20 protein-coding genes are annotated in these 25407 nt (G+C 72.0%); 17 read left to right on the top strand and 3 right to left on the bottom strand.

Annotated elements, in window-relative coordinates; translation table 11 throughout:
- Nucleotides 1–53 precede the first annotated feature (53 nt).
- From AB0E67_RS00935 to AB0E67_RS00880, 12 genes are all read left to right on the top strand, one after another.
- Nucleotides 54–674: a GNAT family N-acetyltransferase gene (locus tag AB0E67_RS00935; RefSeq protein ID WP_362019205.1), complete on the top strand. Its 621-nt coding sequence runs from the start codon at nt 54–56 to the stop codon at nt 672–674.
- Nucleotides 675–1010: 336 nt separating this feature from the next.
- A complete protein-coding gene (locus AB0E67_RS00930) occupies nt 1011–1139 on the top strand; it encodes a hypothetical protein (RefSeq protein ID WP_274535421.1) in 129 nt (42 codons plus the stop codon).
- A gap of 95 nt (nt 1140–1234) precedes the next feature.
- The gene (locus tag AB0E67_RS00925; protein ID WP_362019202.1) at nt 1235–2278 is read left to right on the top strand and encodes a 3-isopropylmalate dehydrogenase; all 1044 of its coding nucleotides are present in this window, start codon (nt 1235–1237) and stop codon (nt 2276–2278) included.
- A 406-nt stretch (nt 2279–2684) separates the two neighbouring features.
- Nucleotides 2685–3773, top strand: coding sequence for a branched-chain amino acid aminotransferase (locus tag AB0E67_RS00920; protein WP_362019199.1), 1089 nt, complete (start codon nt 2685–2687; stop codon nt 3771–3773).
- Between the two features lie 260 nt (nt 3774–4033).
- Nucleotides 4034–4804: an urease subunit gamma gene (ureA, locus tag AB0E67_RS00915; RefSeq protein WP_362019196.1), complete on the top strand. Its 771-nt coding sequence runs from the start codon at nt 4034–4036 to the stop codon at nt 4802–4804.
- Complete coding sequence (locus tag AB0E67_RS00910) at nt 4801–6498, top strand: urease subunit alpha (protein WP_073784735.1); 1698 nt, start codon at nt 4801–4803, stop codon at nt 6496–6498. Before ureA ends, AB0E67_RS00910 begins: the two co-directional genes overlap by 4 nt.
- 130 nt (nt 6499–6628) lie before the next feature.
- Complete coding sequence (locus tag AB0E67_RS00905) at nt 6629–7642, top strand: agmatine deiminase family protein (protein ID WP_362019194.1); 1014 nt, start codon at nt 6629–6631, stop codon at nt 7640–7642.
- A gap of 123 nt (nt 7643–7765) precedes the next feature.
- Entirely contained in the window at nt 7766–8389 is a 624-nt protein-coding gene (locus tag AB0E67_RS00900; RefSeq protein WP_362019192.1) for a TetR family transcriptional regulator C-terminal domain-containing protein, read from the top strand.
- 81 nt (nt 8390–8470) lie between these two features.
- The gene (locus AB0E67_RS00895) at nt 8471–9814 is read left to right on the top strand and encodes an MFS transporter (protein ID WP_362019189.1); all 1344 of its coding nucleotides are present in this window, start codon (nt 8471–8473) and stop codon (nt 9812–9814) included.
- A 277-nt stretch (nt 9815–10091) separates the two neighbouring features.
- Entirely contained in the window at nt 10092–11705 is a 1614-nt protein-coding gene (gene cimA / locus AB0E67_RS00890; RefSeq protein ID WP_362019187.1) for a citramalate synthase, read from the top strand.
- Between the two features lie 135 nt (nt 11706–11840).
- Nucleotides 11841–13313 carry a hypothetical protein gene (locus tag AB0E67_RS00885; RefSeq protein ID WP_362019184.1) on the top strand — a complete coding sequence of 491 codons (1473 nt, stop codon included), beginning with the start codon at nt 11841–11843 and terminating at the stop codon, nt 13311–13313.
- Nucleotides 13314–13474: 161 nt separating this feature from the next.
- Nucleotides 13475–16339 (top strand): SpoIIE family protein phosphatase, encoded by a 2865-nt coding sequence (locus AB0E67_RS00880; RefSeq protein WP_362019181.1) that lies wholly within the window; start codon nt 13475–13477, stop codon nt 16337–16339.
- Between the two features lie 153 nt (nt 16340–16492).
- On the opposite strand, the gene AB0E67_RS00875 is transcribed toward AB0E67_RS00880, so the two are convergent.
- Nucleotides 16493–17116, bottom strand: a complete 624-nt coding sequence (locus AB0E67_RS00875; protein ID WP_362019179.1) for a YceI family protein — start codon at nt 17114–17116, stop codon at nt 16493–16495.
- Between the two features lie 228 nt (nt 17117–17344).
- On the opposite strand from AB0E67_RS00875, the gene AB0E67_RS00870 reads away from it, so the two are divergent.
- Nucleotides 17345–17869: a hypothetical protein gene (locus AB0E67_RS00870; RefSeq protein WP_362019176.1), complete on the top strand. Its 525-nt coding sequence runs from the start codon at nt 17345–17347 to the stop codon at nt 17867–17869.
- 233 nt (nt 17870–18102) lie between these two features.
- On the opposite strand, the gene AB0E67_RS00865 is transcribed toward AB0E67_RS00870, so the two are convergent.
- The gene (locus tag AB0E67_RS00865; protein WP_362021340.1) at nt 18103–18660 is read right to left on the bottom strand and encodes a YciI family protein; all 558 of its coding nucleotides are present in this window, start codon (nt 18658–18660) and stop codon (nt 18103–18105) included.
- Between the two features lie 94 nt (nt 18661–18754).
- Between AB0E67_RS00865 and AB0E67_RS00860 the strand changes: the two genes are divergently transcribed.
- The 4 genes from AB0E67_RS00860 to helR all read left to right on the top strand — a co-directional run bounded on the left by AB0E67_RS00860 (nt 18755) and on the right by helR (nt 24441).
- Nucleotides 18755–19390 (top strand): PadR family transcriptional regulator, encoded by a 636-nt coding sequence (locus tag AB0E67_RS00860; protein WP_362019173.1) that lies wholly within the window; start codon nt 18755–18757, stop codon nt 19388–19390.
- A gap of 188 nt (nt 19391–19578) precedes the next feature.
- Nucleotides 19579–20547, top strand: coding sequence for a hypothetical protein (locus AB0E67_RS00855; RefSeq protein ID WP_362021337.1), 969 nt, complete (start codon nt 19579–19581; stop codon nt 20545–20547).
- Nucleotides 20548–20736: 189 nt separating this feature from the next.
- A complete protein-coding gene (locus AB0E67_RS00850) occupies nt 20737–21978 on the top strand; it encodes a glycosyltransferase (protein WP_362019171.1) in 1242 nt (413 codons plus the stop codon).
- A 315-nt stretch (nt 21979–22293) separates the two neighbouring features.
- Entirely contained in the window at nt 22294–24441 is a 2148-nt protein-coding gene (gene helR / locus AB0E67_RS00845; RefSeq protein WP_362019168.1) for an RNA polymerase recycling motor ATPase HelR, read from the top strand.
- Between the two features lie 38 nt (nt 24442–24479).
- Here helR and AB0E67_RS00840 read toward each other — a convergent pair whose 3' ends face one another.
- On the bottom strand, nt 24480–25340 hold the full coding sequence (locus AB0E67_RS00840) for a helix-turn-helix transcriptional regulator (protein WP_362019166.1): 861 nt from the start codon (nt 25338–25340) through the stop codon (nt 24480–24482).
- Nucleotides 25341–25407 lie beyond the last annotated feature (67 nt).

Below are 25407 nucleotides of genomic sequence, written 5' to 3'. Positions count from 1 at the left end.
CCCAGGTCGTTATTCGGTGCCCGTCGGGTTCTCCGCGTGGCAGGCTGACGGCCATGACCGAGCCGACCGCCCCCGCCCTGCATACCGCGCACACCCATCAGCTCGCCCCGGCCGCCCTCGACGAGATCCGGACCTTCCTGGACACCGCCTTCGAGGGCGACTTCAGCGACGAGGACTGGGACCACACCCTCGGCGGCATCCACGCCTACATCCGTGACGACAGCGGCGTTCTCGCCCACGGCAGCGTGGGCCAGCGCCGGGTGGTCCTGGCGGGCCGCTCGTACCGGATCGGCTATGTGGAGGCCGTGGCGGTCCGCGCCGACCGGCGCCGGGAGGGGCTCGGCGGGCGGGTGATGGCCGCCCTGGAACAGGTCGTGGACAGGGCCTACGCCTTCGCGGCCCTCTCCGCCTCGGAGGAGGGCGCCGCGATGTACGCCGGGCGCGGCTGGTGGGTGTGGCCCGGACGGATCGCCGTGCAGGGGCCGCACGGGATCGAGCGGCTGCCGGAGGAGGAGGGCTCCACGTACGTCAGGGGCGTGGCGGGCGGGGCGCTGCCCGTTCCCTCCGGGGACCTGACCGCCGGCCGCCCCGAGGACCCGCCCGCCGGACCCGAGGACCTGTCCGCCGATCCCGGGGCGCTGGTCTTCGACTGGCGCGACGGCGACGTGCTGTGAGCCGGGGCGGGCCGGTGGGGCGGGAAGGCCGGTGAGGCACGCGGGCCGGTGACGGCGGGGGACGGGGGCACGCGGGCGGGCGAAGTGTTCTCCGTCTCAGATAGTAGGAAGTCCGAGTAATTGTGGAGACAGACCGGCCGAGCTGTCCTAGCTTTGTAGGAGCCGAACGTCTCGCTCGATCCAGCGACCGGCGGTCGTGAGTGCGCGCGCCCCGCGCAGGAAACCCCTGCGGCGCCGACTCCCCGCCCCTTCCGGCGCCTCGAAATCCCGATCTCGACATCACGTTCACGGTTTTTCGATCTCGAAGTCCTCGCGATCTCAAGGAGTCGATCCATCATGGCCGAGACGACCGCCCGCCGCGTCCGTCACACCCACCGTCCGACCGAGTCGGAGCGCCGGAACGCCGCCGCCGCCCTCCAGCGCGCCCTCGACCGCAGGGACAACGGCGGCTCCACGGGGCACTGACGACAGCCGGGTCCGCGACCGCGTGACAGCTACCGACGCGTCCACATGGTGGACGTGTCGTGTCATGGGGTGGGACGCGGCAGTAAGGTGCGGACATGTCTCGCAGCATCAATCTCGCAGTGATCCCCGGTGACGGTATCGGCCAGGAGGTCGTGGCCCAGGGCCTCAAGGTCCTCAGGGCCGTTCTCCCGCAGGATGTGAAGCTGGAGACCAAGGAGTACGACCTCGGCGCCCGGCGCTGGCACCGCACCGGCGAAACCCTGCCGGACGCGGAACTCGAAGCCCTCAAGGGCCACGACGCCATCCTGCTCGGCGCGATCGGGGACCCCTCCGTGCCGTCCGGCGTCCTGGAGCGCGGGCTCCTGCTGAAGCTGCGGTTCGCCTTCGACCACTTCGTCAACCTGCGTCCGTCGAAGCTGTTCCCGAACACCGCGACCCCGCTGGCGGGCCGTCCGGACATCGACTTCGTCGTGGTCCGCGAGGGCACCGAGGGCCCGTACACCGGCAACGGCGGCTCGCTGCGCACCGGTACGGAGCACGAGGTCGCCACCGAGGTCAGCGTCAACACCGCCTACGGTGTCGAGCGCGTCGTCCGTGACGCGTTCGAGCGGGCCGCCACCCGCCCGCGCAAGAAGCTGACGCTCGTTCACAAGAACAACGTCCTCGTGTACGCGGGCCACATGTGGAAGAACATCTTCGACAGGGTCGCGGCCGAGTACCCCGAGGTCACCACCGACTACCTGCACGTCGACGCCGCGACGATCTTCTTCGTCACCCAGCCGGAGCGCTTCGACGTCATCGTCACCGACAACCTCTTCGGTGACATCCTCACCGACCTCGCCGCCGCCGTGACCGGTGGCATCGGCCTGGCCGCCTCCGGCAACATCAACCCGACGGGCGACTTCCCGTCGATGTTCGAACCGGTCCACGGCTCCGCGCCCGACATCGCGGGCCAGGGCAAGGCCGACCCGACGGCCACGATCCTCTCCGTCGCCCTCCTGCTGCGCCACCTCGGGCACGAGGCCGAGGCCGCCCGTATCGAGGACGCCGTCTCCGCCGACCTGGCGGAGCGCGACGGCGGATCGCCGCGTACCACCGACCAGATCGGCGACGCGCTCGCGGTACGCGTAGCGAGCTGACCCGACGACTCCGTATCGAGGCCGCCGGGTCGCAGACAGCACCCGGCGGCTTCTTCTGTGCGGTCCCGGGTGCCACCACCGAGCACAGGACCGCATTCGCGTCATTTCGTGCGCGGCCTCCCGGGAGCGATAATCGAACGGGGCCGCGACTCGCGGCCGGACAGACCGGCACATGAAGGGTGGAAAGCGGAGCGGGAACCGGGGCGCGCGGCTGCCGGGTGACGGACCGCACATGGCCGATTCACGACCATGCTGAGGGGCGACACCACGGCGGAGAGGCGCGCCAGGACCCGTGACGCCCACCCTTCGTGTGCGGGCCGGTCCGGTTCCGGACGTCCCGGCGCCCGCCCGGCAGGAGCGGCGCGAGTGCGGTCCCACACACACGACAGGTGAAGGACACGCACTCATGACGACGCCCACGATCGAGCTCAAGCCCTCCTCGAACCCGCTGTCCGACGCGGAGCGCGAGGCCATTCTGGCCAAGCCGGGATTCGGCCGGTACTTCACCGACCACATGGTGACGATCCGGTGGACCGAGGGCCGGGGCTGGCACGACGGCCAGCTCGTCCCCTACGGTCCGCTCTCCCTCGACCCCGCCACCACCGTGCTCCACTACGCCCAGGAGATCTTCGAGGGGCTCAAGGCGTACCGCCGGCCCGACGGCTCCGTCGCCACGTTCCGCCCCGACGCGAACGCCCGCCGGTTCCAGGCGTCGGCGCGCCGGCTGGCCATGCCGGAGCTGCCGGTCGAGACGTTCATCGAGGCGTGCGACCTGCTGGTCCAGCAGGACAAGGCATGGGTTCCGGCGCACGGCGGCGAGGAGTCGCTCTATCTGCGCCCGTTCATGATCGCGAGCGAGGTCGGTCTCGGGGTGAAGCCCGCCAACGAGTACCTCTTCGTCGTCATCGCGTCCCCGGCCGGCGCCTACTTCCCCGGCGGCGTCAAGCCGGTCTCCATCTGGCTCTCCGAAAACCGGGTGCGGGCCGTCCCCGGCGGCATGGGCGACGCCAAGACCGGCGGCAACTACGCCGCTTCCCTCCTCGCCCAGGCCGAGGCGAGCGAGAAGGGCTGCGACCAGGTCGCCTACCTCGACGCGGTCGAGCACAAGTGGGTCGAGGAGCTCGGTGGCATGAACCTGTACTTCGTGTACGGGAACAGGATCGTCACCCCGACCCTGACCGGTTCGCTGCTGGCCGGCGTCACCCGTGACTCGCTGCTCACGGTCGCCCGCGACCTCGGCTACGAGTCCGAGGAGGGCCGCGTCTCCATCGACCAGTGGCGCGAGGACACCGGGAACGGCACCCTCACGGAGGTCTTCGCCTGCGGAACCGCCGCCGTCATCACCCCCGTCGGCACCGTCAAATGCGAGGGCGGCGAGTGGACCCAGGGCGACGGCGGTCCCGGCGAGGTCACGCTGAAGCTGCGTGAGCGGCTGCTGGACATCCAGCGCGGGGTCGCCGAGGACACCCACGGCTGGATGCACCCGCTCCGCTGAGGGCTGTCCCGTACGACGCGTGTGTTCGCGCCATGTTCTGCGGCAGTGCGTCCTGTGAGGAGTACTTCCCGATCGCGCGATCCCGAGGCCGCGCCCGGCTCCATGCCGGGCGCGGCCTTCGTCGTGTCCGCCCGTTGCGCCGACCGCAGCTCCGCCCGTCGCCGGGGCCTGTCGAGCGGCACTCGAATGTGGTGAAGGCATCTTTCTCATTTCCCTACCCTCATGGTTAGAGTGCTGCTCTAAACAGGAGGTGTGCAGGCGTGCGACTGACCCCGACGGAACGGGACCGGCTGCTGCTGTTCGGTGCCGCCGAACTGGCCCGGGCCCGCCGCGCCCGAGGGCTGCGGCTCAACGTCCCCGAGGCGACGGCACTGATCGCGGACACGGTCTGCGAGGCGGCCCGCGACGGGCGCAGGCTCGCCGAGGCCATCGAGGCGGGGCGCTCCGTGCTCGGGCCCGACGACGTGCTGCCGGGTGTCGCGGACGTCGTCACCGAGGTCCATGTGGAGGCCGTCTTCGACGACGGTTCGCGGCTCGCCGTGGTGCCCCGCCCGCTGGGCGACGGCGCCGGGCTCGGCGAGGACGCGCCCGGGGCCGTCGTCCCCGGTCCCGTCACCCCCGGGCCCGAGCCCGCGACGCGACTGACCGTCCGCAACACCGCGACCGTCCCGGTCTCCGTGACCTCGCACTTCCACTTCTTCGAGGCGAACCCCCGGCTCGACTTCGACCGGTCCGCCGCGTACGGGACGCGGCTGTGCGTCCCCGCCGGGTCCTCCGTCCGGTTCGGGCCGGGGGAGAGCGTCGAGGTGGGACTGGTGCCCATCGGCGGGGACCGGATCTCCATCGGGTTCGCCGGGCTCGTCGACGGCCCGCTCGACGCGCCCGGAGCGCGCGAGGAGGCCCTGCGGCGCGCGGCGGCCTGCGGCTACCTGGGCGCCGGCCCAGTGCCCGAACGGGAGGACGTACCGGCGCCGGAGCCGGGCGGCGCGGCGGAATCCGAGCACGGCACCGAACGAGGAGGGCGGCGATGAGCATCGACGGAATCGACGGACACGAGTACGCCTCCGTGCACGGCCCGCGCGCCGGGGACCTGGTCCGGCTCGGCGACTCCGGGCTGACCGTGCGCGTCGAGTCCGACGCCCAGGCGTACGGCGACGAGTTCCTCGCCGGGTTCGGAAAGACCGCCCGCGACGGGCTGCACCTCAAGGCGGCGGCCGTCCGCGACACCTGTGACGTCGTCATCAGCAACGTCCTGGTCATTGACGCCGTGCAGGGCATCCGCAAGGTGTCGATCGGCATCCGCGAGGGACGCATCGCGGCCATCGGGCGGGCGGGCAACCCGGACACCCTCGACGGCGTCGACGTCGTCGTGGGCACCGGCACCACCATCGTCTCCGGGGAGGGGATGATCGCCACGGCGGGCGCCGTCGACACGCACGTCCACCTGCTCTCGCCGCGGATCATGGAGGCCTCGCTCGCCTCGGGCGTCACCACGATCATCGGCCAGGAGTTCGGCCCGGTCTGGGGCGTCGGCGTCAACTCGCCCTGGGCGCTGCGCCACGCTTTCAACGCCTTCGACGCCTGGCCGGTCAACATCGGCTTCCTGGGCCGGGGTTCGTCCTCCGGACGAGCCCCCCTGGTCGAGGCGCTCGCCGAGGGCGGGGCCTGCGGCTTCAAGGTCCACGAGGACATGGGCGCCCACGCCCGCGCCCTGGACACCGCGCTGCGCGTGGCCGAGGAGCACGACGTACAGGTCGCCCTGCACAGCGACGGGCTGAACGAGTGCCTGTCGGTCGAGGACACCCTGCGCGTGCTCGAAGGCCGTACCGTCCACGCCTTCCACATCGAGGGCTGCGGCGGCGGACACGTCCCCAACGTCCTGCGGATGGCGGGCGTCGAGAACGTCATCGGCTCGTCCACCAACCCGACCCTGCCCTTCGGCCGGGACGCCGTCGCCGAGCACTACGGGATGATCGTCTCCGTGCACGACCTCAAGACCGATCTGCCGGGCGACGCCGCCATGGCCCGCGACCGGATCCGGGCCGGGACGATGGGCGCCGAGGACGTGCTGCACGACCTGGGCGCCATCGGCATCACCTCCTCCGACGCGCAGGGCATGGGACGCGCCGGGGAGACGGTGCGCCGCACCTTCGCGATGGCCGGGAAGATGAAGGCCGAGCGCGGGCCGCTGGACGGCGACGGACCGGCGGACGACAACGCCCGGGTGCTGCGCTACATCGCCAAGCTCACCATCAACCCCGCCATCGCCCACGGCCTCGCGCACGAGGTCGGTTCCATCGAGACCGGGAAGCTCGCCGACATCGTGCTGTGGCGGCCCGAGTTCTTCGGTGCCAAACCGCAACTCGTGCTGAAGGCCGGATTCCCGGCGTACGGGGTCACGGGCGACCCGAACGCCGCCACCGACACCTGCGAACCCCTCGTCCTCGGACCGCAGTTCGGGGCGTACGGGGCGACCGCCGCCGACCTCTCCGTGGCCTTCGTCTCGCAGGCGGCGACCGAGCTGGGCGCGGACCTGATGCCCACCCGGCGGCGCCGCGTCGGCGTACGCGGCACCCGCGGCATCGGCCCCGGCGACCTCGTCCACAACTCCCGTACCGGAGCGGTCGACGTGGACACCCGCAGCGGTCTGGTCACGCTGGACGGCGACCCGCTGCGCTCCGAGCCCGCCGAGTCCGTCTCCCTCAACCGCCTCTACTTCCTCTGACGCCCGGCGCCCCCGGCGTCCGGTGTTCCCGCACGCCCGGCGCTCCCCGGCGTCCGGCGCCGTCCGACGGCCGGGCGCCCTCCGGCGACCCGTCTCCCCGAGCACCCGAGAATCACTCAAGGACAACCCCATGACCTTCCGCATGCCCCCCGAGTGGGCCCCGCACGAGCGCACCTGGATGGCCTGGCCGGGCCCCAACCCCACCTTCGCCACCGAGGCCGAACTGGACGAGGCCCGGCGCGCCTGGGCCGCCGTCGCCCGCGCCGTCCGCCGCTTCGAACCCGTCACGATGGTCGTCGGCCCCGGTCAGGAGGACGGCGCCCGCGCGCTCCTCGGCCCGGACATCGACCTGGCGGTCCGCCCGCTCGACGACGCCTGGATGCGCGACATCGGACCCACCTTCGTCACCGACGGGCACCGACTGGCCGCCGTCGACTGGACGTTCAACGGCTGGGGCGCCCAGGACTGGGCCCGCTGGGAGCACGACCGGCACATCGCCCGCGCCGTCGCCGGACTCGCCGACGTCCCCGTGCACGGCTCCCCGCTCGTCAACGAGGGCGGCGCCATCCACGTCGACGGCGAAGGCACCGTGCTGCTCACCGAGACCGTCCAGCTCGGCCCGGAGCGCAACCCCGGCTGGACCCGCGAGCAGGTCGAGGCCGAGATCCACGCCCGGCTCGGCACCGAGAAGGCCATCTGGCTGCCGCGCGGGCTGTCCGGCGACTACGGCACGTACGGCACCCTCGGGCACGTCGACATCGTCGCCGCCTTCGCCCGCCCGGGCACCGTCGTCGTCCACGTCCAGCCGGACCCGGCCCACCCCGACCACGAGATCACCCGCGAGACCGTCCGCATCCTGCGCGCCGCCACCGACGCCCGGGGCCGCTCCCTGGACGTCGTGGAGGTCCCCGCCCCCACCGTGCTCCAGGCCGAGGGGGAGTGGGTCGACTACTCCTACATCAACCACTACCTCTGCAACGGCGGCGTGGTCCTGTGCGCCTTCGACGACCCGCGCGACGAGGAGGCGGCGGCGATCTTCCGAGAACTGTTCCCCGACCGCACGGTCACCCTCGTCGACGCGCGTACGATCTTCGCGGGCGGTGGAGGCATCCACTGCATCACCCAGCAGCAGCCGAAGGTCTGAGAGCCTGCCCGGGTGACCCTCCGGTCGAAGGTCACCCGACGGACTCCGGGAGCCGGGCCACCACAGCGGCCGAGGGTCCCGACGACCGAGGCCACCCGACAACAGCAGCCGAAGGTCCGAACCGTGCCCTCCGCCCCACGCCGTCGCAACACCGCCCCGCCCCGCGAGGAGGTGCTGGCCGCCGCCATGGCCACCATCGCCGAACGGGGCCTCGACGGCCTCACCATGGCCGGGCTGGGCCGTGAGGTCGGCATGAGCAGCGGCCACCTCCTCTACTACTTCCGTACCAAGGACGAACTGCTGCTCCGCACCCTGGAGTGGAGCGAGGGCCGACTCGGCGAGCGGCGGCGCACCCTGCTGGCCGGGCCCGGGACGGTACGCGAACGGCTCGACGCGTACCTGGGCCTGTATCTCCCCGACGGCCCCCGCGACCCGCACTGGACGCTCTGGCTGGAGGTCTGGAACCGCTCGCAGAACGCCGACGACGACGCCCGCGCCCGGCAGTCCGCGATCGAGGGCGCCTGGCACCGGGACCTGGTGGCGCTGCTCGCGGAGGGGGCCTCGCGCGGGGAGTTCCGTACCGTCGACGCCGAACGGTTCGCCACCCGGCTCCGGGCCCTGCTCGACGGGTTCAGCGTCCATGTCGCGGTCGGTCTTCCCGGTACCGGACGGACTCAAGTCCTCGATCAGGTACGGGAGTTCGTCGACGAATCGCTCATCGCCCCGCAGCCGCCCGCGGCTTCGTGAACGAAACGCACGTAAGTACGTGTGATCGTTGCCCGTTGCGCCCTTGTTGCGCTCCCGGCCGTTCGGGCACGGTGACGGACCATGGGACGAGAGCAGTGGAAGAAGATCTGGATCGGCTCCGCGGGCAACATGGTCGAGTGGTTCGACTGGTTCGTGTACGCGACCTTCGCCGTCTACTTCGCGGATTCGTTCTTCCCCGAGGGCAACGAGACCGCCAACCTCATGAACACCATGGGCATCTTCGCCGTGGGCTTCTTCATGAGACCGGTCGGCGGCTGGCTGCTCGGCCGGATCGGTGACCGCAGAGGCCGCAAGGCCGCGCTCACCCTGACCGTCACCCTCATGTCGGCCTCCGCGATCCTCATCGCCGCCGCGCCGACGTACGACACCGCGGGATACGGCGGGGTCGCCGTGCTGCTGCTGGCCCGGCTCCTCCAGGGCCTCTCCGTCGGCGGCGAGTACGCCGCCAGCGCCACCTACCTCACCGAGGCGTCCGCCCCCGGCCGGCGCGGCTTCGCCTCCAGCTTCCAGTACGTGTCCATGACCGCCGGCCAACTCGTCGGCCTCGGCCTCCAGATCGTCATGCAGCGCACCATGTCCGAGGCGGCCCTGCACAGCTGGGGCTGGCGGATCCCGTTCATCATCGGCGCGCTCGGCGCCGCGGTCGTCTTCTACCTGCGCCGCTCGATGCTGGAGACCGAGGTGTACGCCGAGTCGGGCGCCGCCGAGCAGCGGGACCGGGGCACGCTGCGGGCGCTGTGGCGGCACAGGCGCGAGGCGTTCCTGGTGATGGCCCTGACCATGGGCGGTACCGTCGCGTACTACACGTACACGACCTACCTGACCAAGTTCCTCTCCAAGAGCGCCGGGATGGAGAAGTCCACCGCCTCGCTCGTCAGCTTCTGCGCCCTCTTCGTCTTCATGTGCCTCCAGCCGCTCGCCGGACTGCTCTCCGACCGGATCGGCCGCCGCCCGCTGCTGATCACCTTCGCGATCGGCTCCACCTTCCTGACCGTGCCGATCATGACGCTGCTCCGGCACGCCGGAACCTTCTGGCCCGCCTTCGGGCTGGCGCTCCTCGCCCTGGTCGTCGTCACCGGATACACCTCCATCAACGCCTGTGTGAAGGCCGAACTCTTCCCGACCGGCATCCGCGCCCTGGGCGTCGCGCTCCCGTACGCCCTCGCCAACGCGCTCTTCGGCGGCACCGCCGAGTACGTGGCCCTCTGGTTCAAGAAGGCGGGGGCGGAGTCCGGCTTCTACTGGTACGTGGCCGGCTGCGCCGCGGTCTCCCTGGTCGTCTATCTCACGATGCGGGAGACCCGGGACATCGACCTCGGGCGGGTCGGCACCGGAAGGCCGGGAGGGGAACGGGCGGAGCCCTCCGGTGCCGCCGGGACCACGAGCGTCACGCCCGCATCCTGAGACACGGCACGGCACGGAGGCGACCCTGTGCGACACTGCTTCCGTGCCCTCGTTCGTCATGATTATTGGCAACAGGCGCGCCGGTCCGCAGTGACCGTCCCGCACCACCCGTGCGGCACGGCCACCGTGCCCCAGACCCGCGCGCAGACCTCTCGCACCCGCGAGGGGTTTTTTCGTTTTCCGGCCCTCACCACGGCCGGGGCGAGGCACGCGGGATGATGGGGGCAAGTGGAGCCAGATCGTCCGGATCCACTCATCCGACAGGAGTCAGACCAGCATGACCACCAAGGCCACGGCCCAGGCCACCGACGACGGCTTCCATGTCTTCGACACCACGCTGCGTGACGGGGCCCAGCGTGAAGGCATCAATCTGACGGTCGCTGACAAGCTCACGATCGCCCGGTACCTGGACGACTTCGGCGTCGGCTTCATCGAGGGCGGCTGGCCCGGCGCCAACCCCCGTGACACGGAGTTCTTCGCCCGCGCCCGGCAGGAGATCGAGTTCAAGAACGCCCAGCTGGTCGCCTTCGGCGCGACCCGCCGACCGGGCGGCAGGGCCGCGGAGGACCCGCAGGTCAAGGCGCTGCTGGACTCCGGCGCCCAAGTGATCACCCTGGTCGCCAAGTCCCACGACCGCCATGTGGAACTCGCCCTGCGCACCACCCTCGAAGAGAACCTGGAGATGGTCCGCGACACCGTCTCCCACCTGCGCGAACAGGGCCGCCGGGTCTTCGTGGACTGCGAGCACTTCTTCGACGGCTACCGCGCCAACCCCGAGTACGCCAAGTCCGTGGTCCGCGCCGCAGCCGAGGCCGGCGCGGACGTCGTCATCCTCTGCGACACCAACGGCGGCATGCTCCCCGCCCAGGTCCAGGCCACCGTCTCCACCGTGCTCGCCGACACCGGCGCCCGGCTCGGCATCCACGCCCAGGACGACACCGGCTGCGCCGTCGCCAACACCCTGGCAGCCGTCGACGCGGGCGCCACCCACGTCCAGTGCACCGCCAACGGCTACGGCGAGCGCGTCGGCAACGCCAACCTCTTCCCCGTGGTCGCCGCGCTGGAGCTCAAGTACGGCAAGACCGTCCTGCCCGAGGGCGCCCTGGCCGACATGACCCGCGTCTCGCACGCGATCGCCGAGGTCGTCAACCTCACCCCGTCCACCCACCAGCCCTACGTCGGCGTCTCCGCCTTCGCCCACAAGGCCGGGCTGCATGCCTCCGCGATCAAGGTCGACCCGGACCTCTACCAGCACATCGACCCCGCGCTGGTCGGCAACACCATGCGGATGCTGGTCTCCGACATGGCGGGCCGCGCCTCCATCGAGCTCAAGGGCAAGGAGCTCGGCATCGACCTCGGCGGCGACCGCGAACTCGTCGGCCGGGTCGTCGAGCGCGTCAAGGAGCGCGAGCTGAGGGGCTACACCTACGAGGCGGCCGACGCCTCCTTCGAACTGCTGCTGCGCGCCGAGGCCGAGGGCCGCCGCCGATGCTACTTCCGCACCGAGTCCTGGCGGGCCATCGTCGAGAACCGCCCCGACGGCACGCACGCCAACGAGGCGACCGTGAAGCTCTGGGCCAAGGGCGAGCGGATCGTCGCCACCGCCGAGGGCAACGGCCCGGTCAACGCCCTCGACCGGGCGCTGCGCGTGGCGCTGGAGCGGATCCACCCGCAGCTGGCCAAGCTGGAACTGGTCGACTACAAGGTCCGCATCCTCGAAGGCCGCACCGGCACGGAGTCCACCACGCGCGTCCTCATCACCACGAGCGACGGCGACGGCGAGTGGGCGACGGTCGGCGTGGCGGAGAACGTCATCGCGGCGTCCTGGCAGGCGCTGGAGGACGCGTACACGTACGGGCTGCTGCGGGCCGGGATCGAGCCCACGGAGTAGCACGGCGGCGCGGCGGTCCCCGGCGGGGCGTAGCCCCGGCGAGGTGGCGGGCGGCGGTGCTCGGTGGGGCGGTCGGTGGCGGGTGGCGCGGCGGCCGGCGGAGCACGGTTCGCCCGCCCGGGTTAGCGTCGAAGTATGCGGAACAGGGCGTTCCTGATCTGGCTGGCCGGGCTGCTCCTGCTGGTGCTGTCGTCGGCGCTGCCCGCCACGGCGCACGCCCCGGCCAGTCCACCGGCCCCGGCCGTCCTCGCCGCCAGGTCCGCCCCGATTGCCCCGGCCGTCGCGCCCGTCCCGGCCGTGTCGGAACGGGATCGCGGGGCGGCCGTCGGCGCGTCGACCGTCGAGGACGTCGCGCGGGCGCTGCGCAAGAGCCCGGTGTACGTCGACCCGGTCGCCGCCGATCAGCTCTCCCCGAGCCAGGCGGCGGCCCTGGCGCGGAAGATCAAGAACGCCGACAAACCCGTGTTCGTGGCGGTCCTGCCGCGTACCGCGGCCTTCCCGGAACAGACCGTGCTGCCCACCCTGCGCACCGACACCGGCATCACCGGTGTCTATGCGGTCCGCCTCGGCGACGGGTTCGCCGCGGGCGCCGACCCGCAGGTCATGCCCACACAGGCGGTCCGGAATCTCACCGCCGCCGTGAAGACGCCCGGGACGGACACCGACGCCGCGACCCAGTTGAACGCCTTCGTCGACCGGGCCGTCGAGCAGGCCAGGGGCAGCGCCCCCGCCTCCTGGGGCGGCTCCACCGGTCGGGGCGGGACTCCCGCCGCCGGACTGATCGTGCTCGGCGCGATCCTGGTGCTGGGCGGCGGCACGGCCTACCTGGTCGCCCGGCGGGGCCGCAGGCGCAGGGCGGAGGAGGAGCGGGCCGCCCTCGACAGGCTCCGGGTGGTCGTCGACGAGGACATCACCGCGTACGGCGAGACCCTGGAGCGCCTCGACTTCCGTCCCGCCGAACCGGGTGCCGACGACGCCATGCGCGCCGACTACGAACGGGCCCTCGACTCCTACGAGACCGCGAAGACCCTCATGGCCCGGTCCCGCCACCCCTCCGACGTACGCGCGGTGACGCGGGCGCTGGCGGACGGTCGCTTCTCCCTCGCCGTGCTGGAGGCCCGTCGTACCGGCTGCGAACCGCCGGTCCGGCGCCCGCCGTGCTTCTTCGACCCCCGCCACGGACCCTCGGTCACCGACGTCCGGTGGTCCCCCTCCGGGGGGACGGCTCGCGAGGTCCCGGTCTGCGCGGCGGACGAGGCCCGGTTGCGCGCGGGCGAGGAGCCGCTGAGCCGCAACGTCGAGACGGACGACGGCCGCCGCCGCCCGTACTGGGAGGCGGGCCCCGCCTACGGCCCCTGGGCGGGCGGCTACTTCGGCGGCGGACTGCTCCCCGGTCTGCTGGTCGGCACCGTGCTCGGCTCCATGCTGTCGAGCCCGGCGTACGCCGCGGAGTACGGCGGCGGCGACTTCGGCGGCTGGGGCGGCGGGGACTTCTCCGGCTCCGACTTCGACCCGTCCGGGTTCGACGGCGGAGGCTTCGGCGGTGGGGACTTCGGCGGGGGAGGCGACTTCGGGGGAGGCGGTGGCTTCGACGGCGGCGGATTCTGAGCCGCCGGACGGCTACTTCTCGGGCAAGTCCGATTCGTGCTAGACCTTAGATTATGTCTGGTATCGGCCGATCTTGGGCGAGGCTGCGACACTCCGTGCGATCACATCGGCACGACGGGGGGCGTTCGGGCCGAGCCACCCCAGCCTCGCCCGGCCGAGACATGACACACCGCTTCCTGGGCCGTGATCTGCGCTCCCTGTTCAGTCTGCGCTCCGTGGCCGGCCAGGTCTTCTGCTTCACGCTCGCGCTGGTGCTCCTGCTCATCGCCGGCGGCGCGATCGCGCTGGTGCTGCAGGGGCGCCGTGACAGCCTGCAGGAGGCACGGATGCGCACACTGAGCGTGGCCGAGACGTTCGCCCATTCGCCGGGCACCGTGGCGGCACTGGACAGCAAGGACCCCACGGCGATCCTGCAGCCACGCGCGGAGGAGGTCCGCGAGCGGGCCCACGTCGCGTCCGTCGTCGTGGCCAGCCCCCAGGGCATCCGCTACACCCACCCCGACCCCGCGTTGATCGGCAAGCCGCTCCGCGGTCCGTACAAGCAGGCGCTGACCGGCCGGAGCTTCACCCAGAGCTTTACGGGCACCCTGGGGCCCATGGTCAACTCGGTGGTGCCTGTCACCCGGTCCGACGGGTCGATCGCCGGTCTGGTGTCCGTGGCCATCACCGACAAGGCTGTGAACAAAGTGGCCGACCGGTCCATTTCGTTCAGCATCGCCACCGCGGTGGCCGCCTTCGCGGTCACCGCGTGTGGCGCCGTGCTCCTGAGCAGACGGCTGCGTCGGCAGACACACGGACTCGGGCCCGCCGAGATGACCCGTATGTACGAACATCACGACGCGGTGCTGCACGCCGTACGCGAAGGCGTCCTGATCGTCGACGCCGACCAGCGGCTCACTCTGGCGAACGACGAGGCGCGCAGGCTCCTCGACCTGCCTCCGGACGCGGAGGGCAGGGCGGTGACGGACCTGGGGCTGGACGCGGACGCCACCGCGCTCCTCACCGGCGGTGAGATCGTCACGGACCAGGTGCTGCGCAGCGGCAACCGGCTGCTGGCCGTCAACGTGCGCCACACCGACGAGCACGGCGGCCCTGTCGGCTCCGTGGTGACACTGCGCGACACCACGGAGCTGAGCGCCGTCACCGGCCGCGCGGCCCTGGTCAGGGAGCGGCTGATGCTGCTCTACGAGGCCGGTGCCCGGATCGGCACCACCCTTGACGTCACCCGGACGGCCCAGGAGCTGGCCGATGTCGCGACCCCCGGATTCGCCGACGTCACCACCGTCGACCTCGCCGATCCCACACCGCCCGGGGAGGAGCCCGCCATCGGTGCCGCGGTCCCGCTGGACATGCGCCGTACCGCCATCGCGTCCACGGATCCGCGCCAGCCCCTGTATCCGGTCGGCCGCCAGGTCGGCCTGCTGCCCAGCCGGACCGCGGCCATGCGCATCGACATCGCGGAGAGCGGGCTGGGGCCCGATGTGATCGCCCGGCTGGGGTGGCGGAACTGGAATCCCGAGCGGGCTGAGAACCTTCGTCGGTTCGGCTTCCGGGCGGTGCTCTCCGTTCCGCTGCACGCGCGCGGCGTCATCCTGGGGCTGGCGAACTTCTGGCGGTTCAGCGGAGCCGAACCGTTCGACGACGACGACCAGTCCTTCGCCGAGGAACTGGTCGCCCGGGCGGCGGTCAACGTGGACAACGCCCGCCGGTACACCCGTGAGCACGAGATGGCGGTGGCGCTGCAGCGCAGTCTGCTGCCCCGCGGCCTGCCCGAGCAGAACGCCCTGGAGATCGCCCACCGCTATCTGCCGGCGCGGGCCGAGGTGGGCGGCGACTGGTTCGACGTGATCCCGCTGCCCGGAGCCCGGGTCGCGCTGGTCGTCGGCGACGTGGTCGGACACGGTCTGCACGCCGCCGCCACCATGGGGCGGCTGCGGACCAGCATCCACAACTTCTCCGCCCTGGACCTGGCCCCCGACGAACTCCTCGGACACCTGGACGAGGTCGTCAGCCGGATGGACCTGGCCGAGGCGGCCGACGACTGCGGCGCCGAGATCAGCGGCGCGACCTGCCTGTACGCGATCTACGACGCCGTGTCGGGGAACTGCTCGGTGGCCCGCGCCGGCCACCCCGGCCCCGCGCTGGTCCTTCCCGACGGCACCGTCGAGTTCCCCGAGGGCCCGGCCGGTCTGCCCCTCGGCATCGGCGGGATGCCGTTCGAGGCGACCGAGTTCCACGTGCCGGAGGGCAGTCGGCTGGTCCTCTTCACCGACGGTCTCGTCGAGCGCCGCGACCGGGACATCGACGCCGGGCTGGAGCTGCTGCGCGACGCGCTCGCCGGCCGCGACCGCACGCCTGAGGAGACCTGCGACGACGTGCTCGAAGCGATGCTGCCCGACCCGCCGATCGACGACGTCGCGTTGCTCGTGGCCCGTACCCGCATCCTCGATCCCGACCAGGTCGCGCAGTGGGACGTGGCCACCGATCCGGCGGCCGTGGCCGGGGTCCGCAAGAACGTCGCCGAATGGCTCGCCGAACGGGGCCTGGACGAGGAGGCGTTCACCACCGAGCTGATCCTGAGCGAACTCGTCACCAACGCGGTGCGTTACGGCACCGGACCGATCGAGGTCCGTCTCCTGTACGACCGCAGCCTGACCTGCGAGGTGTCCGACACCAGCAACACCTCGCCGCATCTGCGCTACGCGGCGACGACGGACGAGGGCGGCCGGGGCCTGTTCCTCGTCGCCCAGATCGCCGAACGCTGGGGCACGCGCTACACCGAGACGGGCAAGGTGATCTGGTCGGAGCAGACGGTCGGGGAGCAGTCCGAGGACCACACGGGCACCGGTCTCGACCTCGACCTCGACGGACTCGGCACCGACGGCCACGACATGGACACCGGCGTCGGGAACGGAGAGAACGGCGGGGCTGGTGGGGAAGGCGGGACCGCCCCCGACGGCGGGAGCACCCCGAACGGCGGGGACGGTGGGCGGCGGGGCGGTGAGGACGAGCCGGGCCACCGGTGACCGGTCCGGCACCGCGTATGCCGAGCGCCCGCCTTCCGGCCCTGGCGGGGGAGTAGGGGGAAGGCGGGCGCGCTCGTGGTCGTGCTCCGGCCCGGACCGGCCGGGGGCGGGGAGCACGAGGGGGAGGAGAACGCGTCAGGGGCGTCAGGGGCGTCAGGCCTGGGGGGCGGCCTTGATCGCGGAGATGTCGAAGTTCAGCTTGACCTTGTCGCTGACCATCACGCCACCGGTCTCCAGCGCCGCGTTCCAGGTCAGGCCCCAGTCGGAGCGCAGGATGTCCGCGCTGCCCTCGAAGCCGACGCGCTCGTTGCCGTAGACGTCGGTGGCGGAGCCGTTGAACTCCAGGTCGATGGCGAGCGGACGCGTGACGTCCTTGATCGTGAGGTCGCCGGCGATGCGGTACTTGTCGCCGCCCAGCTGCTCGGCGTGCGTGGAGCGGAACGTCATGACCGGGAACTTCTCGGCGTCGAAGAAGTCGCCGCTCACCAGGTGGCCGTCGCGGTCGGCGATGCCGGTGTCGATGCTGGCGATCTTGACGTCGATCGAGGCGCTGGAGTGGGCCGGGTTGTGACCGTTGAGGTCCAGCTTGCCCTCGTACTCGCCGAAGGCGCCGCGCACATTGGTGACCATGGCGTGCCGCACGGTGAAGCCGATGCTGCTGTGGGCCGGGTCGATCGTGTATTCGCCGGTGAGGGCGGCCAGGGCCGGATCCACGTCGGGGGCGGCGACGGCGGGGGCGGACAGGGTGTCGTTCTTCTTGCGGCTGAACAGGGCCATGACTTCTCCTCGGGGGACTGGGCGAGCGGCGATCGAGGTGTTGTTTAACCTTCAACGAGAATGACTGTAGCAGCCGTCTTGTTCAAGTTTCAACATGTGGCCTCGTTCGGGTGTGGGTGCCGGAGTCGGCGATACGGTCCACTCGATCCCGTCACCCCCTGGCGACGCGCGTAGAAGTCGGGCACCATCTCCCTGGCCCTTGTTTGTCATGACCAGGAGGAGTCCCCCATGGTGTCCCGTATGACACTGCGCCCCGTCCTGACCGCCTTCGCCCTCGTCCTGGGTGTCCTCTTCGCGCCCGGCATCGGTGTCCTCGGCGGCGGTGCCACCGAGGCGCATGCCGTCACCAAGCTCACCCACTCCCAGGCCACCGCCCGGTTCAGCTCGTCCGGGATCACGTGGTCGTCCTCCGGAGGCTGCTCCGACCGCAACGTCTCGACCTGCACCTCGTTCGACCAGCTCAACCTGCCCACCGCCCAGGGCGCCCAGACCCTCAAGAGCGCCACGGGTTGCGCGCTGAACATCACCGGCGGCACCGAGACCGGGCACGCCAGTGGCACGTACTCGCACTGGAACGGCTACAAGCTCGACTTCGCCAAGTCGACCTGCCTGACGAACTACGTCAAGAACACCTTCACCTACATCGGGGTGCGCGGTGACGGCGCCCCGCAGTACAAGGCCGGCTCCGGCAACATCTACGCCGACGAGGGCAACCACTGGGACGTCACGTACTACAACTGCGGCGGCTGCTGACCGTACGCCGCACATCGCACCACGCACGCGCACTGCACACGCGCGTGATGTCGGCCCCCGGCGACCGGTCGGGGGCCGACACCCGTTTGTGGAGCGGCAGACGTTTGTGAAGAGGCAGGCGTTTGTGGAGAGGCGAAGCCCCGGAATCCCGAGAACCCGGGAGTCCGGGGCTCCGGACATTCCAGGATCCCGGGGTTCGGAGTACCGGAGGGGCGGGAGATCCTGGGGCCCTCTCAGCCCGTGACGGGCCGCCCGCCGAAACGCCAGTTGTGGACCTCGACATCGGCGTACAGGCCCGGGGTCAGCGCGGCGCGGGCCGTGTCCCGGTCCGGCGCCCGGACCAGTGCCGCCGTACCTAGCCAGGTGGCGCCGTCGTCGGACAGCAGCGGGCCGTACGCGATCAACTCGTCCCTGCCCGTGGGCGTGTCGGGGCCGGTGCCCGGCTCCGCGCCGAGGCCGAGCACCAGGAACCGGCGGCCCCCGGCGCGGCCGCCGGAGAAGTCCCACATGCTGCGCCCGAGTTCATTGCGCCATCGGCGCAGCAGCACGTCCCGGTACGCGCCGGCCTGGTAGCCGGGCTCGTCGAAGGCGAACGCCCGCGCGGCGGCGGGATCCGCCAGGCCGACGATGTGCACGCTCCCTGTGGGGGTGACGCCGTCGTCCGCGAGCGTGGGGCCGCGGGCGGTCATCTCCTTCTCGTACCGGTCCATGTAGCGCAAGTGCTCCTCCAGCAGTGCGTATCGGAGCGCGGTGGAGCCGGGTCGGTCGCGGTGGTAGCAGAAGAACTCCATGCCCAGACTCTCTATCACTCCCGCCGCTCACGTGAGTTGGCCGATTTCGTCAGGGCGTCGCTCATCAGTCTATTTGGACTGATAGATTTCGACCATGCCTCGTCGCGCACTCGACAACCCGATCGTGCTCGCCGTGCTGGGCCTGCTCCTGGAGCAGGACTCGCACCCGTATCAGATGCTCTCCGAGCTGCGAAGACGCAGCGACAACCACGCGGCCGCGATCACGCGCGGCACGCTCTACAACATCGTCGCCGCCCTGACGGACGCGGGATGGGTGACGGCTCAGGGCCGACAGCGCTCGGGCAATCGCCCGGAGCGGACCGTGTACGCGCTCACGGGCGCGGGGCGCGACGAACTCGTACGGCGGCTGGACGAGCAGATCCGTACGCCGGAAAGGGAGTTCTCGCAGTTCCTGGGCGCCGTCAGCTACCTCGGAGCACTCGGGCCGGAGGGGGCCGCCGAGGCCCTCACCGAACGGGCCCGGCGCCTCGGGCGACGTACGGCGGCGGACGAGGAACGCCTCGCGGAAGCGCTGACGGCCGGTGTGCCCCGGCTGCACGTCATCGAGGCGGAGTACGCGTCGAGTCTGGCACGCGCCGAACTGGCCTGGATCGACACGGTCGTCGACGACATCCGGACCGGGAGACTGGCCTGGCCCGGAGCCCCGGCCGCGCGGCCCGCGGCCGGGCAGGAGCGGGATCGGGAAAGTGGAGCGGGGGAGGACGCATGACGCCGGACACCCAGGAGGGGCTGCCCCGGAACGCCCGCGAAGGGCTGCTCCCGAACGCCCGCGAGGGGCTGCGCCCGGCCGGTTCCGAAGGGCTGCTCCCGAACGCCCGCGAGGGGCTGCGCCCGGCCGGTTCCGAAGGGCTGCTCCCAAAGGCCCGTGAGGGGCTGCGCCCGACAGATCCCGCAGGACTGCTCTTCGGGATCTACCCGGGCTCGGTCGCCGGTGACGACAGCGGAGAGCTGGCCGTCGGCCCGCCGGACGACCCCGCCCGCATCTCCCACGCCCTCGACCGACTCCAGGGCCCGGCCGGGCGCCCGTTCCTGGTGCGCGCCTACACGAGTTTCAGGAGCGACACCCGCCTCGGCGACGGGCCGCACCCGATCGAGACGCCCGCCGACGCGACCCGCTACGCCGTCCGGGGCCGCCGCCTGGACCTGGTGGCCCAGTACCGCCCGACAGACGCCGACGCAGACGGATACTGCGCCTTCCTGCGCGAACTCGTCACCGAATACGGGGCGTCGACCGACGCGCTGCAAGTGGCGGAGGAGCCGAACGTCACGTCGAACCCCGTGCTCGACGGCTACTACCCGGGCGTGCGCGAGGCGATCGTCCGGGGCGTGTCCGCCGCCAAGGCGCGGGCGCGCGAACTCGGACACACGCATCTGCGGGTCGGTTTCAACACCACGCCGCTCTTCGGGCCCGGTGCCTCCTTCGTCACCGACCTCACCGCTCTCGGAGGAGCCGAGTTCATCGCCGAACTCGACTACGTGGGGCTGGACTTCTTCCCGGACGTGTTCCGTCCCGTGCCCGCCGCCGATCTGGCCGCCTCCGTCGAAGGGCTGCTGCGCCACCACCGTGACGCGGTGCTGGCACCGGCGGGCCTGGGACACCTGCCGCTGCACATCACCGAGCACGGCTGGCCCACCGGACCGGAACGCTCCCCGCGGCGTCAGGCCGAGGTCGTCGACACCGTCGTCCGGGTCGTCGCCGCGCACGCGAAGGAACTCCACCTGAGCGGCTACACCCACTTCTCACTGCGCGACGCGGACAGTACGAACCCGGGTCTGTTCCACCGCTTCGGGCTCACCACCGACGACTACGCCCCGAAGCCCGCATTCGAGACGATGCGGACGCTGATCCAACGCTTCGGCGTTTGAGGGGAGTTGAGCGGAGCCCCAGGCCCGGAAGGGCGGTCGGCGTCCGTGCGGTGGATGGTCAAGGGGGAGCTCCCGCTCCTTGCCACTCTCAACGTATAGCGCACTGGGGGCCTTGCGGCAAGGCCCCCATCGTGCCGCAGAATCTCCGCCCTGGGTCGGGTTCTGCGGAAATGGGAGCACGGAATGCGTGTGCGTGTGTTGTTGTCGGCCTTCGACTCGCGCGGGGGCGTCGAGCCGCTGCTGGGGCTGACGGTGCGGCTGCGGGAACTGGGTGCGGAGGTGCGGGTGTGCGCGCCGCCGGACGAGGAGTTCGCGCAGCGGCTGGCCGGGGTCGGTGTGGAGATGGTGCCGGTCGGCTGGTCGGTGCGCGCCATGATGACCGGGACGCCGCCCCCGTCACCGGCGGATGTGCCCCGGCGCGCGGCCGAGCTGATGGCCGCGTACCTGGACCGGGCCGGAGCGGCGGCCGAGGGATGCGATGCGGTGCTGGCGACCGGGATCCTCCCGGCGGCGGCCGGTATGCGGGCGGTGGCCGAGAAACGGGGCATCCCCTACGTGTACGCCAGTCACCAGCCGGTCAGCCTGCCGTCGCCGCACCACCCGCCGATCCCGCGCCCCGGCAGGCCGCTGCCACCGGACGTGACCGACAACCGGGTGCTGTGGGAGCGGGATGCCCGGGACGCGAACGACCTGTTCGGCCCGGCGGTCAACTCCCACCGGGCGTCGATCGGCCTGCCGACGGTGGCCGACGTCCGCGGCCATGTCTTCACGCGCCGTCCGTGGCTGGCGACGGACCCGGTCCTGGCCCCGTGGCCGGAGCCGTCGGACCTCGACGTCGTACAGACGGGTGCCTGGCTCCTCCCGGACGAGCGCCCGCTCCCGGGCGAGCTGGTGGAGTTCCTGGACGCGGGGGAGCCCCCGGTGTACGTGGGGTTCGGCAGCATCTCCATGCCCGGCATGAAGGACATCGCCCGCGCGGCCGTCGAGGCGGTTCGCGCGCGGGGCCGCCGCGTCATCGTCTCCCGGGGCTGGGCCGACCTGGTCCCGTCCGACGACCGGGACGACTGTTTCGCCGTCGGCGAGGCCAACCACCAGGCGCTGTTCGCCCGGGTGGCCGCCGTCGTGCACCACGGCGGCGCGGGCACCACGACCACGGCCACCTGGGCAGGGGCGCCCCAGGTCGTCGTACCGCAGGGCGCCGACCAGCCCTACTTCGCCGACCGGGCGGCGGAGCTGGGCATCGGCGCGGCACACGACGGCTCGACCCCGACCACCGAGTCCCTGTCCGACGCGCTCGGGACCGTCCTGACCCCGGAGACCCGGGCGCGGGCGAAGGCGGTGGCCGGCATGGTTCGCATCGACGGGGCAGCGGTGGCGGCGCGGCTGCTGTTCGACCTGGCGGTCCGGGAGAGGCGGCCCGCCTCCGCGTGACCGACGAGCGCGACCGCGTCCGACCACCGGGACCGCGACCAACAGCCGGAAACCGGGACCGACGACCGGAACCGAAAACCGACGACCGGGACCACGACCGCGATCGGCGACAACCAGCAGGTCTGTCACGCCGGTCCGCAGATCTTGCGGCGCACCTCGCCGCGCCCCCGCCGCGCGCCATGACCGCGAGCGGGCGTACGGCGGAGCAATGGCCCCATCGGCCGTGCGACCGACCAATGGCCGTGACCGACCCATGGCCGCAGGCGGCCGTACGACGAAACCGTGCCGCCGACGGCCCACATCGGAGTTGATGCAGTGAACCCCCTGACCACCAGCGCTTTCGACCTTCCCGACCGCCTCGCCGCCAAGGCCGATCCGGCGCTGGTCTCCGACGACGAGCGGCACTTCGCGGCCATCGCGCAATGCCTGGACGAACTGATCGCCGAGCTGTCCGCTCGCCTCGACGCCGAGCGCAGGGCGCCCGGAGGTCTGGGACGGCAGGCGATGGACCGGGACGCGGAGATCCACCGGCTGACCGCCCGCCTGCGCACCCTGCGCCGCTTCGGCCTGGACCTGTGCCTCGGCCGCATGGTCGGCGCGGACGGTGCCGAGCCCGTGTACGTCGGACGGCTCGGCCTGACGGACGACTCGGGGCGCAGGCTGTTGGTCGACTGGCGTTCCCCGGCGGCCGAACCGTTCTTCGGCGCCACCCACGGCAATCCGATGGGGCTGGCGAGCCGTCGCCGGTACCGCTGGACCGGCGGCCGGATCAGCGACTACTGGGACGAGGTGTTCACCCCGGACGGGTACGTCGGTCACGCCGCGCTCGACGACCAGTCCGCGTTCATCGCCGGCCTCGGCGCCAACCGGTCGGAGCGGATGCGGGACGTGCTCGGCACCATCCAGGCCGACCAGGACGCCATCATCCGCGCGGGATCGCGAGGCGCCCTCGTCGTCGACGGCGGTCCGGGCACGGGGAAGACCGTCGTCGCCCTGCACCGCTCCGCCTACCTCCTCCACTCCGATCCGCGGGTCGGTCACCGCCGGGGCGGCGTGCTGTTCGTCGGCCCGCACCAGCCGTACCTGGGCTACGTCGCCGACGTCCTGCCCAGTCTCGGCGAGGAGGGCGTGCAGACGTGCACCCTGCGGGACCTGGTCGCCGAGGGGGCCGGGGCAGGGACCGAGACCGACCCGGAGGTGGCCCGCCTGAAGTCGTCCGCGGACCTGGTGAGGGCGATCGAGACGGCCGTCCGGTTCTACGAGGAGCCGCCCACCGAGGCGATGACGGTCACCACCCACTGGTCCGACGTCCCGCTGACCGCGGCCGACTGGGCCGCGGCGTTCGAAGCGGCGGAACCCGGTACCGCGCACAACGAGGCGCGCGACCAGGTCTGGGAGGAACTGCTCACGATCCTGGTGGACAAGCACGGGGGCGACGCTCCGGAGCAGCTGCTCCGCACCTCGCTGCTGCGGAACAGGGAGCTTCTCACGGCCTTCGACCGCGCGTGGCCGCTGCTCGAAGCGGCCGACCTCGTCGCGGACCTGTGGTCCGTACCCGCCTACCTGAGGATGTGCGCCCCCTGGCTCGCCCCGGACGAGGTCCGGCTGTTGCGGCGTACGGAAGCCGCAGCCTGGACGGTGTCCGACCTGCCGTTCCTGGACGCGGCGCGGCAGCGGCTCGGCGACCCGGAGGCGTCGCGGCGCAGGCAACGGCGCGAAGCCGCTCTCGCCGCCGAACGGGAGCACATGGCCAGGGTGATCGACACCATCCTCCAGGCGGACGACGACGGCGAGGGCGCGGTGACGATGCTGCACGGCCAGGACATGAAGGACACACTGGCCGGCGGGACCGTCCCGTCCGGCATCGAACCGGACCTGCTGGCCGGTCCGTTCGCGCACGTCGTCGTGGACGAGGCGCAGGAACTGACCGACGCGGAGTGGCAGATGCTGCTGCTGCGCTGCCCGTCCCGGAGTTTCACCGTCGTCGGGGACCGCGCCCAGGCCAGGCACGGGTTCACGGAATCGTGGCGGGAACGGCTGGAGCGCGTCGGGTTCGACCGGATCGGCCTGGCCTCCCTGAGCATCAACTACCGCACGCCCGAGGAGATCATGGCGGAGGCCGAGCCGGTCGTCCGGGCCGCGCTCCCCGACGCCAACGTGCCGACCTCCATCCGCAGCGGTGGCGTCCCCGTCGTCCACGGACCGGTCTCGGACCTGCACACCATCCTCGACGCCTGGCTCGCGGAGCACACCGACGGGATCGCCTGCGTCATCGGCGATCCCGCATTCCGGCCGATGCCCCGCGTCCGGTCGCTGACCCCGGAGCTGTCGAAGGGGCTGGAGTTCGACCTGGTCGTTCTCGTCGACCCGGACGCGTTCGGCGAGGGCGTCGAAGGAGCGGTGGACCGCTATGTGGCGATGACGCGGGCGACCCGGCAGCTCGTCGTCCTCACGAGCACCTGACGGCGGCGCTCCGGTCGGGGTGTCGTCGCGGCCCCGCGTCACCGTTGCCTGCCCCCGAGGGCGGCGTCGGCCAGGCGGACCAGGGCGTCCGAGGACGGGGTGCCGGGCTCGACGGTGTAGAACTCGATCCGGCAGTCGGGCAGGGCGGGCTGGTTCATGACCTGATACGTGACGGTCAGGGTACCGACCTCGGGGTGGCGCAGGGTGCGGTCGCCATAGGTGCACTCACGGACGTCGCCCCGCGCCCACATGGCGGCGAACTCGGTGCTTCGGGCGGTGAGTTCGCCGATGAGGTCGGCAAGGCGCCGGTCGCCCGGGTGTCGCCCGCTCAGTCTGCGGAGGTAGGCGACATGGGTCCGGGCGTAGTGCTCCCAGTCGGCCTCCATGGCGCGGGTGCGCGTATCGAGGAACAGCATCCGGGAGGCGGAGGGCCGGGTGACGGGGTCGGCCGGGGCGTCGAAGTCGAGGTGGCCCGCGAGCAGCCGGTGTCCGAGGCGGTTCCACCCGAGCACGTCGTTGCGGCGGCCCAGCAGGACGGCCGGTACCTGCGGCATCGCGTTCAACAGACCGTGGACCGGTTCCGGGGCGTGCTCGGCGGGCGGCGGGCGGAGTCCGCCCGACGGGGCGGGGCGAGCGAGGTCGAACAAGTGTGCCGACTCGGTGGTGTCGAGCATCAGCACCCGAGCGAGAGCGCCCAGGACCTGGTCGGAGGCGTTGGTACCGGTCCCCTGTTCGAGCCGGGTGTAGTACGCCGGGCTGATCCCGGCGAGCCGGGCGATCTCCTCCCGCCGCAGCCCCGGAACGCGTCTGGCCCGTCCGGTGGGCAGCCCGAGCTGTTCCGGGGTGATGCGGGCGCGTCGGTCGCGGAGGAATTCCCCGAGCTCGGTACGCACCTTCATGCCCCCAGGGTATCGGCCCGCCGAGGCCCGGGAGGGGCCCCAGGGTGACCCTGTCAGTGACAGGAAC

This window comes from Streptomyces sp. NPDC032161 (assembly GCF_040636995.1).
GTDB lineage: Bacteria > Actinomycetota > Actinomycetes > Streptomycetales > Streptomycetaceae > Streptomyces.
The sequence above is the reverse complement of the archived record's forward strand: the minus strand, read 5'-3'. Positions and strand labels throughout refer to the sequence as shown.